Annotated in this window: 12 protein-coding genes; 3 read left to right on the top strand and 9 right to left on the bottom strand. The window is 61.6% G+C overall.

Going from position 1 to position 13,680, the window contains the following annotated elements; translation table 11 throughout:
• Positions 1-33: 33 nt before the first annotated feature.
• From pqsE to pqsA, 5 genes are read right to left on the bottom strand one after another with little or no spacing between them, the layout of a single operon-like run.
• Positions 34-939: a 2-aminobenzoylacetyl-CoA thioesterase PqsE gene (pqsE, locus tag FHW81_RS13225; RefSeq protein ID WP_003086247.1), complete on the bottom strand. Its 906-nt coding sequence runs from the start codon at positions 937-939 to the stop codon at positions 34-36.
• The gene (pqsD, locus tag FHW81_RS13220) at positions 933-1,946 is read right to left on the bottom strand and encodes an anthraniloyl-CoA anthraniloyltransferase (protein WP_009876034.1); all 1,014 of its coding nucleotides are present in this window, start codon (positions 1,944-1,946) and stop codon (positions 933-935) included. The genes pqsE and pqsD overlap by 7 nt, the downstream gene beginning before the upstream one ends.
• A gap of 42 nt (positions 1,947-1,988) precedes the next feature.
• Positions 1,989-3,035: a 2-heptyl-4(1H)-quinolone synthase subunit PqsC gene (pqsC, locus tag FHW81_RS13215; RefSeq protein WP_003108612.1), complete on the bottom strand. Its 1,047-nt coding sequence runs from the start codon at positions 3,033-3,035 to the stop codon at positions 1,989-1,991.
• Positions 3,028-3,879 carry a 2-heptyl-4(1H)-quinolone synthase subunit PqsB gene (gene pqsB, locus FHW81_RS13210; protein ID WP_023131537.1) on the bottom strand — a complete coding sequence of 284 codons (852 nt, stop codon included), beginning with the start codon at positions 3,877-3,879 and terminating at the stop codon, positions 3,028-3,030. Before pqsB ends, pqsC begins: the two co-directional genes overlap by 8 nt.
• Complete coding sequence (pqsA, locus tag FHW81_RS13205) at positions 3,873-5,426, bottom strand: anthranilate--CoA ligase (RefSeq protein WP_031672695.1); 1,554 nt, start codon at positions 5,424-5,426, stop codon at positions 3,873-3,875. Before pqsA ends, pqsB begins: the two co-directional genes overlap by 7 nt.
• Before the next feature lie 557 nt (positions 5,427-5,983).
• Here pqsA and FHW81_RS13200 point away from each other — a divergent pair.
• Positions 5,984-6,505: a methylated-DNA--[protein]-cysteine S-methyltransferase gene (locus tag FHW81_RS13200; protein WP_003086236.1), complete on the top strand. Its 522-nt coding sequence runs from the start codon at positions 5,984-5,986 to the stop codon at positions 6,503-6,505.
• A gap of 79 nt (positions 6,506-6,584) precedes the next feature.
• Here FHW81_RS13200 and FHW81_RS13195 read toward each other — a convergent pair whose 3' ends face one another.
• From FHW81_RS13195 to FHW81_RS13180, 4 genes are all read right to left on the bottom strand, one after another.
• Entirely contained in the window at positions 6,585-9,104 is a 2,520-nt protein-coding gene (locus FHW81_RS13195) for a fimbria/pilus outer membrane usher protein (protein WP_023127929.1), read from the bottom strand.
• Positions 9,105-9,204: 100 nt separating this feature from the next.
• A complete protein-coding gene (locus FHW81_RS13190; protein WP_003120653.1) occupies positions 9,205-9,918 on the bottom strand; it encodes a fimbrial biogenesis chaperone in 714 nt (237 codons plus the stop codon).
• 57 nt (positions 9,919-9,975) lie between these two features.
• Positions 9,976-10,587, bottom strand: a complete 612-nt coding sequence (locus tag FHW81_RS13185; RefSeq protein ID WP_004348355.1) for a fimbrial protein — start codon at positions 10,585-10,587, stop codon at positions 9,976-9,978.
• Positions 10,588-11,030: 443 nt separating this feature from the next.
• A complete protein-coding gene (locus FHW81_RS13180; RefSeq protein ID WP_003117019.1) occupies positions 11,031-11,408 on the bottom strand; it encodes an Hpt domain-containing protein in 378 nt (125 codons plus the stop codon).
• 584 nt (positions 11,409-11,992) lie between these two features.
• Here FHW81_RS13180 and FHW81_RS13175 point away from each other — a divergent pair.
• Entirely contained in the window at positions 11,993-12,631 is a 639-nt protein-coding gene (locus FHW81_RS13175) for an NUDIX hydrolase (RefSeq protein WP_003120654.1), read from the top strand.
• A gap of 384 nt (positions 12,632-13,015) precedes the next feature.
• Positions 13,016-13,576 carry a hypothetical protein gene (locus FHW81_RS13170; protein ID WP_003120655.1) on the top strand — a complete coding sequence of 187 codons (561 nt, stop codon included), beginning with the start codon at positions 13,016-13,018 and terminating at the stop codon, positions 13,574-13,576.
• Positions 13,577-13,680 lie beyond the last annotated feature (104 nt).

Below are 13,680 nucleotides of genomic sequence, written 5' to 3'. Positions count from 1 at the left end.
GTCGGCGGCGATCGCCGCAATGGATGTCCCGTCTCAGTCCAGAGGCAGCGCCTGGCGGGAGAGAATCTCCAGCATCCGGCGCATGCTCCCCAGGTGCAGTTCGCCGGGCAGGAAGTCGACGCTCTGCCCACCCCAGGCGCGGTGCAGCTCCTCGCTCAGTTCGTCGAGGGATTCGCCCATGGACTGGCGCCAGAGCAACCGCCGGCACAGGCGCAGACACTCGGTATAGGCCGACTCGGCCCCATCCGCGGCCAGCCGCCCCCGCAGCAGGCCGCCGTGTCCCGGGATCAGTTGCAGCAGGGTCGGCAGACGCTGCAGACGTTCCAGGGACTCCAGGTAAGCCTCCATGTCGTCGAACACCAGCGGCCGCCACACCCCCTCTGCCTCGTCGAACTCGCCCAGGGCATCGCCGCAGAACAGGCGTCGGCGTCGCACGTCGTAGAAAACCACGTGATCGTCGCTGTGGCCGTGGGCCTCTATGACCTGCAGGCGATGCCGCGGTCCCAGCTCCAGCCACTCGCCGTCGGCCACCGCGCGAACCGGCAGAGCGTCCCAGGCACAGGCCTCGGGCAACCGCTGCTCCGCACGCAACAGTTGCCGGTTCAAGCGCTCGACCACCCGCACCGCGCTTTCCGACTTCCAGGCCTGGCAGGTCCGCTCGGACGCCAGGACCTGTACGTTCGGCAGCCGCGGACACAGGTAGGGCAGCAGGCCGCAGTGGTCGTAGTGCTTGTGGGTGATCAGCCAGTAGTGCACCTGGGACGGGTCGGCGACCCAGCGGCACAGGTCCGCCCAAACCAATTCGGCATCCCGGCTGATCCCTCCTTCAACCAGCGCCCAGCTCGCCTCACCGAGACGCAGCAGGAACACCGGCACCTGGACGTCCCCCAACAGGCACAGGTCATCATCCAGTTGACCGGGAGCCGAAAGCCTCAACATGGCCGGTTCACCTCCTCAGGTTTGCGGTACAGCGCCGCGCCCCAGGTCGCGCCGGAGCCGTAGGTCAGGACCAGCACCCGCTGTCCCGGCTGGATGTCCGGCCAGAACATCGCCAGCGTGACCGGGGTCGAGGCCGAAGCCATGTTGCCCAGACGATCCACGGTCACCGCGAACTTGTGCTGGGGAATGCCCAGTTGCTCCTGCACCGCATCGAGGATGCGCAGGTTCGGTTGATGGCAGATCACATGGTCGATGTCGTCCAGGGTCAGCTCATGGGCCGCGAGCATTTCGCCGGCGATCCGTACCAGGGTCTGGCTGGCATGCTCGAACATCGGCCGGCCGCGCATGAGGAACTCGCCCCCGCCCTCGCGCAGGACATTCTCGTCGAGGAAGGTCGGCGAGGCACTGCCCGGCGCCGCAGTCATCAGCAGGTCGAAGTAGTTGCCGTCGGCGCCCAGGCGCAGGTCCAGCAGGCCGTCGTCGAGGCTCTCGCCGGCGCAGACCACCACTGCGCCGGCACCGTCGCCGAGCAGGATCGACAGGTTGCGGCCGCGGTCCGAACAGTCCATGCGCTTGGACAGCACCTCGCCGCAGACCACCAGGACATGCCGTGCCAGCCCGGCGAGGATCTGCCCGCGAGCCATCTGCAAGCCGTACAGCAACCCGCTGCACTGTGCCCGGATATCCAGCACCGGGATGTGCCGCAGGCCCAGCAGCGGCTGGATCAGGCAGGCCTGGGACGGGTCGTGGTGGTCCGGCGACAGGGTGTTCACCAGCAACAGGTCGATGTCCTCCGGCAGCAGCCCGGCAGCCTCGATGGCCTGGCGCGCCGCCGGCACCATCAGCGCGCTGACCGCCTGTTCCGGCTCGACGTGATAGCGGGTGCGCACGCCGGTACGTTCGACGATGAACTCATCCGACGTATTGATGCGCCCTACCAGGTCATGATTGCTGACCTGGCGTTTCGGCAGGCTGAAACCCAGCCCGGCCAGGATCGGATTACCCATGTGCAGCCCTCCTCGGACACCGTGGTTCAACATGGCGATGCCTCAGCACACCAGCACCTCGCCCAATTGCCAGACCTGGGCGGCGAACCCCCAGCCAGTGGCTGCGCCGGCCATGACGATACGATCGCCGGGGCGGATCTTGCCCTCGCGCAGGCCGGTCATCAGGGTGTACGGGATGGAAACGGAGATCATCACGCCGGTATCGCCCATCGTCAGTTGGTACTGCTCAGGACGGGCACCGATGCCCTCGGCCCAGGCCTTGACCAGGAACGGCGCTGGCTGGTGGAAGACGAAATAATCGATGTCATCGCTGCCCAGGCCGGCCTTTTCCAACGCCCGGCGCATCGCGATCGGCACGTTGGTCGGGACGAAGCTGGCCATCTTGTTCTGGCCGTCGCTGAACAACGAGAAATACAGCCGCGGCTTGGCCTCGCCGGTCGGGTTTTCCGGCAGGCGCCAGCGACCGGTGGCCACTTCATAGAACGTAGCGTCGCTGTGTTCGGCCGAAGCCAGCAGGTCGCAGCTGTCATCGTCGCCGCGGGTCAGCAGGGCCACCGCGCAGCCATCGGCGAACAGGGTCGAGGTACGCGAGGTGAAGTCGAGCAGGTTGGAGATGTACTCGCTGCACACCACCAGCACTTTCTCGGCCTTACCCTGGCGGATCATGCTCGCTGCCAGGCGCAGGTTGAGCAGGAAGCTGGCGCACTCCATCTGCGAATCCAATGGCAGCGCCCGACTCAGGCCGAGCTGCTTGGACAGCACGTTGGCCATGCGCGGGTAGAGACGTCCGCGCAGGTCCGGCAGGACATCGCCGGCGTCGGTCATGATCGGCGAGGAAGCCGAACAGATCAGCATGTCCACGCTATCCGGCGCGGTATCGCTGCTGCGCAGCAGGCGCTCGGCGGCCCGGACCACCAGGCTGAACTCGTTCTCGCCGTTCCGCGGGTCGAAATAGCCCCGCCGATTGACGCCCCAGAATTGCCACCAGGACTCGCTGAGGTCCGGTACCGCGGCGAACACCGGATCGTCGTTTTCGTAGCTGCGAGCCGGAAGTTCACAGGTGATCGCTGCCAGTTTGACCTTATGCATGAGCTTCTCCCGCCAGTTCCAGGGTCACGCCCTCCACCACCATGCCGAACGGATCGAAGCTGATCAGCAGCAGTTCATCCAGACGGTCGCGCTGTGCCGCGCGCAGTTGCGACGCCAGTTCGAACGGCCCCAGGCAACGACCATCGGGCCGTCCCTGGCCGAACCATTCCTCGCGCACCCAGTTCAGTTGCGGGAAGTCCCCGGCCAGACGGGTGAATCCGGCGCGTACCGCTTCGGGCAATCCAGGTTGGGCCGGCAGGTTGAGGTGTCCCTTGACGTCGCCTACCTGGCGAATATCGGTATTCAGCGGAATGCTCAGCGGCAGCCATTCCTGCGCCGGATCACCGCCCAGCGCACCGCGACGGAACGCGGCCTTGCCGGTCGGCCGGCAGAGCAGCGCCAGGGCGCCGTCGGCAAGGGCGAAGCCGGACTCGCTGTCCACTTCCAATCCCTGGCTGGATTCGCCGCGCACGACCAGGACGTTGCGATAGCCCTGGTCGCTGGCGAGGGTATCGACCACGTAGAGGGCGCGGGCCAGGCTCGAGTCGGTGAGGTCGAAGACATGCGCGCGATTCGCGCCGAGGACCTTCTGCAACGGATGGCCAATCTTCGGCGCCATGATGTCGCGGTTCTCGATCAGATGGTCGGGAGACAGGGCGAGACCGACGATCAGGTCGATCTCCTCGGGCTTGATCGCCGCCTCGTCCAGGGCTTCGCGAACCGCCGGCAGCAAGCGCTGCATCAGCATCTCGTCGCCCTGGGCGCGAGGGCGTTCGCCTCCCAGCGGCCCCTCCAGACACACATAGGATGGGGGCAGGTTCACCCCCACAGCCTGAATCAACATGCCCGTTCCTCCGGAAGGTTGTCGTGATAAAGGGTGTCGGCCAGGTGGCGCAGCTCGGCGCGCGCCAACTTGCCGTTGTCGTTGCGCGGCAAGGCCGGCAGCACATGCAATTGGCTGGGCAGCATGTGCGAGGGAATCTGTTCGGCGAGATGCTGGTCGATGCGCTGCGCCAGCAGGATCTGGTTGTCGTCCAGCGGAGTGGCCAGGGTGACGAACAGGGTCGGACGCAAGCCGTCGTGCAGCCGGCAGGTAGGAACCAGAACCGCCTCGCTCACTTCCGGCAGATGACGGCAGATCGCCTGCTCGACCTGGGTCGGCACCACCCAGCGGCCATTCACCTTGAACAGATCGTCTTCCCGCCCACAGTGACGGTAGGCACCCGACTCGTCGCGCTCGAACAGGTCGCCGGTGCGGTACCAGCCACCTGCGAAGCGCGCCTGCTGCTCTTCGCTGGCCCGCCAGTAACCCGGACTCAGCCCAGGGCCACGCACCAACAGCACGCCTTGCCGGCCCGCTTCCTCGATAGTGTGTCCTTCGCGGTCCACCAGCCGGCACTCATAGCCAGGCAACGGCAGCCCGGTGCTGTCGGCACGCGCCTGGCCCGGGCGGTTGGCGAGGAACACATGGCCGACCTCGGTAGCCCCGATGCCGTCGCAGATCTCCAGCCCGTGCGCGGCCCAGAATTCGAACTCGCCACGCGGCAGCGGCGAGCCGGCGGAAAACGCCAGGCGCACGCTGCTCAACAGCTCCCTGGCCTGCGGACGCAGCGAGGCATAGATGGCCGGCACCCCAAACAGGACCCGGGGGCGGAAGGCGACCAGGTTCTCCAGAACCCGCTCCGGGCTCGGCCAGGTATCGTCGAGCAGCGCCGAGGCTCCGCTGAACCAGGGAAAGAACAGGCTGTTGCCCATGCCATAGCCGAAGAACATCTTGGGAATCGAATACAGCCGGTCTCCCGCCTGCAATGCCAGCAACTCCGTAGCGAACGCCCGGCAGAAACCGAGCGTGTTGCGCAGGCTGTGCATCACCCCCTTGGGCGCCCCGGTGGAACCCGAGGTGTATTGCAGGAAACAGGCTGCCGCCGGGTCCTGGCGATGGAAGGCACTCCAATCGAGGTCCGCAGGACCGACCAGCGCGTCCAGCGAGAAATCGTCGAGCAAAGGGCGTCCGGCGGCCGCACGCAGGGTCAACGGCGCCAAAGGACCGCTCAGCGACGGTGCATCGGCTTCACGCACCACCAGGCTGGCCTGGCAGTCGGCAGCGATATCGGCCAGGGCCTGCTCGCGGGACTTGGGATTGATCACGGCGGGAATGGCGCCGACCGCGATGCAGGCCAGGAACAGGCAGGCCAGCGAAGGCGAGTCGTTCAACGCCAGCACCACGCGATCGCCGGGCTTGAGCAGGCGGGCCAGTTGGCTGGCCAGGGAGAGAATGTAGGTCCGGCATTGCAGCCGGCTGAGAGTCTGGCCCCGATAGTGATAAACGGCGGTATCGGGATCGAAATCGAGGCGGAACAGAACCTCGGTCAGGTTGGCCAATGTGGACATGACAGAACGTTCCCTCTTCAGCGATATGCATCCGGATCAGGAGATACCTGAGCCAGAGCGCTTGCTTTGTCAGGAACGGGAAACTAGCGGCGCTGGGCGAAGCGCGATATTCGGAGTCCGAACGAAAAAGTTTCGGGGAGAAGAACCACGGGCTTCGTAGGCCGCGGCAATCGGCGCGATCCAAACCGCGAGAAATTTGGCACACCCACCGGGCTGCGCGGGATCCGAGAACGGCAACCAAGCAAGAAGGGCGGCAGCCTTTTTACGCAAGAGCCCATTGGCCAGACAAAAACCGTTACAACCCTTGCTCGAGGCCTCGTCCGAACCCATGAGATGGCAAACCAATGACAACCCACTTTGCTCGGCAAATCGCCTCCCAGATCTCACAGTTCGAGGCGCTCGGCCTGGGCTCCAAGGGGGCGACGGCATGCCTGGAAGCAGGCGGCCATCCATCGGGCCGATAGCGCTCCGCCCCGCCTCGCCTGCCATTTGCAGGCTTCCCTGTTGAAATCCCATTGCGTAGTACACTGGGCGAGCCTGCCGAAGAGGACACCTACATGCCCCATAGCTACAGGAAAATGGAATCGCCGGTCGGGACACTGACCCTGGTAGCCAGGGACGATGCCTTTCTGGTCGCGATTCTTTGGCAGCATGAGCGTCCCAACCGAGTACCGCTGGACGAGATGCGGCTCTCCGAGGACAGCTCCCTCCTGGCGGAAACCGAACGCCAGTTGCGGGAATATTTTTCCGGCAAACGTTCCCGGTTCGAACTCCCGCTCGACTTCCAAGGTACCGAATTTCAGAAAAAGGTCTGGTCCGCCCTGCTCACCATTCCATTCGGCGAGACCCGCAGCTATACGGAAATAGCCGTGCAGATCGGCAGCCCCAACGCAGTACGGGCGGTTGGAGCCGCCAACGGACGGAACCCACTGTCCATTGTTGCACCTTGCCATAGGGTGATCGGAGCCTCTGGCGGCCTCACCGGTTTCGCCGGTGGGTTGGCCGCCAAGCAGTGGTTGCTGCGTTTGGAAACCCGAGGCAGGACACCAGACCTGTTGAGCATGATCGAGGACGAGTGAGCTGCCGCTTGCCCTCGCGCCCGGTGTTCACCGGAAAAATCCTCGCCTTTTGACTTGACCCGACTGCAGCGGGGACATTTCAGATCGAGGACCGACGGCAACTGAGCGCAACTCGTTCGTAAGTCAGGTCCTTGTTCCTGGGCGGCAACTGATAGTCGACGGAACAGGAGCCATCGCTCCAGCGAATGGACAGGCGCCCCTGGTCCTCGATACCGAACACCAGCAAACGGGACAGGTTGTCGACCATTCCCACGACCCGCTCTTCCTTGTCGTATGCCTGTGCACCGAAGGGAATCTTTCCTCCAGAGTCCATGCTCAGGTCGAACTGCACCCGCCGACCGGACTCCGCGGAGAAACGCTTGGCGATCACGGCGCCCCGGGTCGGCACGGCCATTTGCGTGCTGTCGCTGATCTCGGTATCGCTCCCAAGGGTATTGGTATCCAGGTTCACCCAGTTGTAACGATAGGGTTGCATGTAGGGGAGCACGGCATAGCCACGGCCGTCGGTGCGAACCGAAGAGTAGCCGTCGAGGCCGACGCCGCCGACCTTCGGAACCTCCACCAGGCCGAACGTTTCCCCCACCGGCTGGCCGAAGGTCACTCCCCCCGAATGCACCACTACCGAACCGCTTGCTCCCAGGTTGATCTGCTTGTTGTCGCGCCCCTGGCTGTAATTGGCGGACAACTTGGCCTTGGACGTGTCCCAACCCAGGCCGACGCTGCCGGAGTTGCCGCCGTCCTTGCTGTAGTTGGCCTGTGCGCTGTAGTTGAACGCATTGGCTTCATCCAGGTATCCGGAGATACCGGTGTTCAGACTCGAATCACCATGCTGTGAACTCACGGCATTGGCATATACCTGACTGGAGCGTGCGCTACCGCCCAAGGGGATGCTGACGGAGGCCGTGAACTGGGTATCGGAGCGCCCGAACGAACCCGTCTCCTGGGTACGGGAAACCGCCAGGCTATAGCTCGCGCGCTTGATGCCGCTGCTGAAGCCGAACTGCACGCGACGGCTGCTGCCGGGGCGATTCCAATATGTGGTTTCGCCCGCCGTGAGATAGAGCGAACTGCGTCGGAACAGCGTCTGGTTCACCGTCAGGTCTATGCGGCTCTTCTGCCGACTGGAACTTGAGCCATAGAGGTAGCTCTCTTCGGACATGTCGTCGATATGCTGGCTGAGAGTACGGTAGCCTTCCGTGGAATAGCGATAGCCCACCACGGTAAAGCTGGTTTCGGTGGCGTTGATGGTCTTGGAATAGAGAAGCCGCAGACTCTGTCCCTGGTTGCGCCCACCCCGCCGCGTGCGGGACTGGCTATGGGTCACGTCCGCAGAAAAACCGCCCAGGGGCGTGTTGAAGCCGAGGCCCAGGTTGGTGGCATTGTACTTCTCCGCAGCGAGCAGGCCGCCAAAGCCGGTAACCCTGTCGGACAAGCCATACACAGCCGACCCCTGGAGCAGGTTGACCGACGGCTGGCCATCATTATGGTACTCACCGGCGGCCAGGCCATAGCGCAGGTTCCCCTTGCGGGTCATGACCGGCAGGTAGGAATAGGACTGCTTGAAGGACCGCTGGCGTCCGTCCGCCTCGATGATCTTGACCTCCAGGTCGCCATTGGAGCCGCTGGGATAGATGTCGGTGATCTCGAACGCACCGGGCGGTACATTGGTGGAATAGATCACGAAGCCATTCTGGCTCACCTCGACCGTCGCATTGGTTTCAGCGATACCGCGCACCACCGGGGTATAGCTGATCTCGTTGTCGGGCAGCATGCCGATATCGGATTGCAGTTGCACGCCGCGCATACGCACGCTCTCGAAAGCATCCCCCTGAGCGGAGGTATACAACTCGCCGAGGGACAAGGTCCCCTTCAGGGCACGAATGTCACGTTCCACATAGGTACGGTTGCTACTGAACTTGTTGCGCATGCCGGTACCTCCGCTCAGAGAGGAGTCGTTGCGCAGACGCCAGCCAAACAGGTTGAAGCCGTTGCGCAGGCCCAGGTAGCGATAATCGCTGTTCTGGCCAAAGTTGGTGTTGCGCGTGAAGTTGGCCTGGTAATTGGAAAACAACGCGGTGACACCGTCATCCCAAAGAGAGGGATCCACATAGCCACGCGAGTGCCGCTGTACATACAGCTGTGGAATGCTGACCAGCAGGGAAAGGCTGTTGACGTCGAACTCGATGGATGCACCGGGGATGAGTTCGGCGACATTCAGGGGCGTATTGTTTTCCAGATTATCCGGAATGAGTTTGTCTCGCGTCAGCCGGGCTATATCGACCCCGATCTCCTTGAGCAGCCCTACCCGGACGACCGGACGAACGCTTCCGGTTTCGGGATCGGCACTGAACACGACATCTTCGCGCCGGATCATGATCTGGTTCAAATGAATGTCGACGCTGTAAGTGCCGGGCGACACCGAGTTGCCGTTCTCGAAATACTTCAGTTCAACGGGCGCCCCGCCCTCGTTGTTCAGGAACTCGGCGTTGAATTCCACCGCGAAAGTTACGGCAGGCAAAGCCAATCCCAAGGCCATGAGACAGGAAGACCTGGAATAGACGGACAACTCGAAGTCGAACTTTTTCCTAAATATGGCCACGCGAATATTCCTTGGACTAATTTCCGACAAAACGGAAACACCCATCCATAGGGGAAGTTAAGAGCAGTTCTTCTGCTCTTCTACTCTGCTCTTCTGAGCTTCAGTCGGATAAGGAGCTGGAGTGTTTATCAAGTCCGCCATAGTCATTTACGCTCTGGAACTCGACATTTCCAGAAACGCCGGATGGAGTTCCCTTGATTTCGAATCGGCGACTCGACTTCGGCGCGACCATGTCGGCATCAACAACATAGTAGGCATTGCCAGCTTTTAATTTCACGCTGGCTAAAGAGACATGAAACGCAGTATCGTTGGAAACTTCGACAACCGACTTTCCACCCTGACGGACAAGACGCCAGTTCAACTTTCCAGGCGCTTCGGCGGAAGTTCCCGACAAGTTATCGGGACGGTAGAAGACCTTGATACGCTGGCGCAAAGCTATCTGCAACGTATTAGCCGAGGCAGATTTTTGCGGAATTTCCTGGACGTTCAGGCGGAATACGGATTCCCTGTCGCTCGGCAAGCCCTCCCCTTGAAACAGGATACGCAGGGTTTGCTGCTTGTTGCCTCCCAAACGACTGAGGGCAGGCGTGATGACAAACGGAACCTCACGTTTATCTGCCCCATTATCAGCCTCTACCCAGGATTGAATCATCACGTCCTTGGAAGCCTGGTTCCTGACCAGGATCGCAGCCTCCTTGGCAGGCGCCTGCAGAACGACCCGGGTTCCTCCCAGTGTGATTCCCGCATTGGCCAGGGTGGAAAAAAGCAAAAGGATGCCACCCCAGATAACTCTGGAAGAAAATGGATATTTCATGATGAACTCGCACCTCATGGAACGGGGTATATACATACCCCGCCCACGTAGCAGAACTTAGTTGTATTCCAGGGTGAACGGCAGGGAGCCGTCGGCACTACCAGCCGTAGGAGCTACGGAGCCGGATTTGACATAAGCGGCACGCAGATTCAGCTTGGCACTGTAGACAGTGATGTCATTGCCTTCGCCATCTTTTTGTACCTTGGAATCCAGGGGCGCATCGATGGTCTCGTTCGCCGACAGGTTCAGCAGCTTGCCATCGGATCCATAGATACCGATGCCGACACCGGTGGCGGTGCCGACGGTTTTCAGCAGGCTCTCATTGTTCGGGTCAATAGTGCTCCCAGACATCGGGTTGAACTTCAGCTTGACGGTGGTCAGGCCGGTACCGGTCTTGCCACAGTCCAGGTTCAGGTTCAGGCTGGTACCACCGGCGATGCTGCCGCCCGCGGTGCCGCCCAGCGAGTCGATGCTGATCTTGCCAAGGTTTACGTCGATGGTCTGGTTGCCCGCAGCACCGCCAACGGTGGTGCCGGCACCACCAGTGATGCTGCAAGCGGCCGCGGTGATTTCACCTTTGAAATTGATGGTGCCGTCTGCCGCCATGGCATTGCCGACGACCAGGCTGGCTACTGCGGCAGCCAGAATGCTTTTCATGGAAATGGACACGATTGAGCTTCCTTTTGACAGTGAAAGTGTTGCGATTTTTGAACTCTATAAGAGCCAGCAACATTCTCCGAAAAGCCGAATAGAACGACAACGAAGCACTTCCCAGGCAATCGTGTGAAATCTCCCCAGTGCTTGTATGAAGTTTCCTACAAGCGGAAAAAACCTCGTAGTTAAAAACCCTCCGACACCATAAGCCCGCTACCACTAATAGCCAAACAAAATGAACGATCCGAAAGAAGCGCATCAGCTTCGATAGCGCCTCTTATATAGAAAAATGAAAAACCAAGACAAACCAAAGCAAACCCAGCAGGCTCCCAATTATCCCATTACCCCAGCAGCAGGCGCGGAGCTTACGGGAACGGGAAATCCATGCTGATGAATAGATGCGATTCAGGTTATGGAGAAACCTGAACAGCTTCTGAAACCTCTATCTGGTCCGATCTCTAGAGCTTTGCCAATTCGGTTGAGATACTGATTTCGAACGCACTTAGTTTGCCTTCCAATGAAGAGGCCAGATTGGCTATCCGCTCGGAAGACTCCGATGGGTTCTGGCAAGCCTTTTCAAGGCAGGAACAAGACTCGACCAATAGGCTGCTGCCCACCACCCTCGCAGCCCCTTTTATCCTGTGCGCAAGTTCGGCCACTCCTTGCAGGTCTGCGAGTTCAAGCAATTCCGCCAACCGAGTACGATCATCCCGACTGCTGGCCAATAAAGTTTCCAGCAACCGCTGCAATGCAGCCGGCTCGCCGCCGGTAATGGCCTCCAGTGAACGAATGTCGAAAAGACTTTCCATCGGCGACTCCGAACCAAGCTCTTTCATACAGACTCCATCGATATGCTTAAAGGAAGGTCACTGCGCGTTGCGCTGTCCCGCCTGCGGGACTCCAGGCATCCGTAGAACGACAAGGCCGTACATGCCGTCCGGGCCAGTTATCCGCAAGCAGCATAAGGGAATTGCCTCCGCCTCTGCCGTCCAAACAGGGGAGCATCGCTTGTTGCGTCTCCTCGAACGGACCCAAACGGCCCTGGAAACGCTCATGGCCGGCACGGAGTCTACCTTTGCCAGCCGACCGCAGCCGGCCCGACCGCTCGTTTCGGGGAGGGAAACTCCTACGGTAAGTCTGTGCGAAGAGGCGTCATCGGTTGCGACCGCCTGACGGTTCGAAGCGAACCTGGCGGAGGAGCCATCGCTGCGACAGGCGAGTCTGGGTTACGCGCAGGTCGCGATGAAACAGCGGCATAAGCCACTATTGGCGCACACAGGCATACGAGGAAGACGCAGGGAACACCTGGTTGAAAACCAGCTCTACAGATCATCGAGCGGCGAGGGTTCTATCTATGGCAAATCCATTGGACGGCTTGCACGACGCGGACCACGCGAAGGCCGAAAAAACGGAAGGAAGGATGCCATCGGTCAGCGATCCCAGGGCGCTTGCCCGTCTTCTGGAATTGATACTGTCCACCGCCCAGGCCGGTCTCGCCTTCTCCAAGGACCGCTTCGACATCGGACGCTTTCGCGCGCTCCAGCATGCCGTTGCCGAATTCATCGCCAGCGACCAGGGGGTAGCGTACGAACGGGTCGAGAACTGGATCGCTCTGGACAGCCACTACCCGACCCCGAAACTGGACGTCCGTGCGTTGATCCTCGACTCGCAACAGCGGGTTCTGCTGGTTCGGGAGGCCTCGGATAGTCGCTGGACACTACCAGGCGGCTGGTGCGACGTAAACGAGTCGCCGGCAGATGCGGTAGTTCGCGAAACCCAGGAAGAAAGCGGACTGGAAGTTCGAGCGATACGCCTGTTGGCATTGCTGGACAAGCACAAGCATCCCCACCCTCCCCAACTGCCGCATGCGTTGAAAGCCTTCTTCTTCTGCCACGTCACCGGAGGCAGTCTTCAACAACAAACAGACGAAACGTCGGCGGCCGAGTACTTCCCGGTGGACGCCTTGCCGCCGCTTTCCGAGCACCGGGTACTGGCCTCGCAGATCCAGACGTTATGGCAGCGAATCCACGCGGAAACGCCAGAGGCGCTTTTCGACTAGCCCCCCGACCTCATGGAGTCATCGCGCGGCAGACGGCCTGACCCTAACGACGTCCAGCAGGCGTACCCGGCAGATCGACCGGCCAGTCGACGAGCGCCTGCCGCCCTCCCCCATCGCCGGCAGCTTGATGCCGCCAACAGCGGCGCAGCGTGCCTTCCGAGCAGTAAAGCCGGCCCGTCGTTCTCGTTCGAATGCGTGGCGGAGCGCACCCGAGGCGCCAGCCATCGACCATCCCGAACGTGCCGATGGAGCGAACTCCGAGCGAGTTCCCCCGCTTCGTCCATAGCTCATCCGTGCTAGTCGACCCTCACCTTGGGCTGCACCTATGATTCGTCCCTTGGATGACCCTCCGCGGTCGGGAACAAGACATTCAAGGACGAACTCATGGGCAAACCATTCCTTCACGCTCGGCGCTGGCTGCTGCCGCTCACCTTCATCTGCACGGCAACGACTGCGGTCGCCGAAAGCACCGGCGACTACTGGATCGTCTACGGCAAGGGCGAACGCTACAACAACGAGGTATTCGTCGCCAACGCCACCGGCATCTTGCAGCAACCCAAAGGTATCCAGTCGGCGCAGATCATCCAGCTATTCGAAGACCAGTCGATGCCGACGCTGACGGCCTACGAGGTCCAGTTCAAGTGCAAGGAGCGCAGGGTCCGCTTCGACAACGCACGCGCCATGCGCCGCATCGACAACGTCATCACCAACGTGAAAACCGTCGACGGCTGGATCGACCCGGGGAAATACGATTACTGGCTGCAACGCTCGTTCGCTTTCGTCTGCGCCCCGGCCATCCGCGACAACAACCAGATGTTGCCGCTGGGCAAGATGCCCATTGCGCGCATGGTGCAGACCGTCCAGGCAATGTTCGTCGAACTGCAGGGCGTCCAGGCCAAGAAACAGACCATGCGCGATCTGGATGCGATGCTCGGCAACGAGTAGAAATGAAGGAAGGCGGCTTGCCGCCCTCCTCCGGAGCCCCACGGAGCAGGTCAGCGGCATGCCGCTCGCAGCGTCCTGCCGGCCGTAGCCAGCGCCGCGACGAA

The sequence above is a fragment of the Pseudomonas sp. RC10-4-2 genome, from assembly GCF_050433085.1.
In the GTDB taxonomy this organism is placed as follows: domain Bacteria; phylum Pseudomonadota; class Gammaproteobacteria; order Pseudomonadales; family Pseudomonadaceae; genus Pseudomonas; species Pseudomonas aeruginosa.
This window is presented reverse-complemented; position numbering and strand designations above follow the sequence as displayed.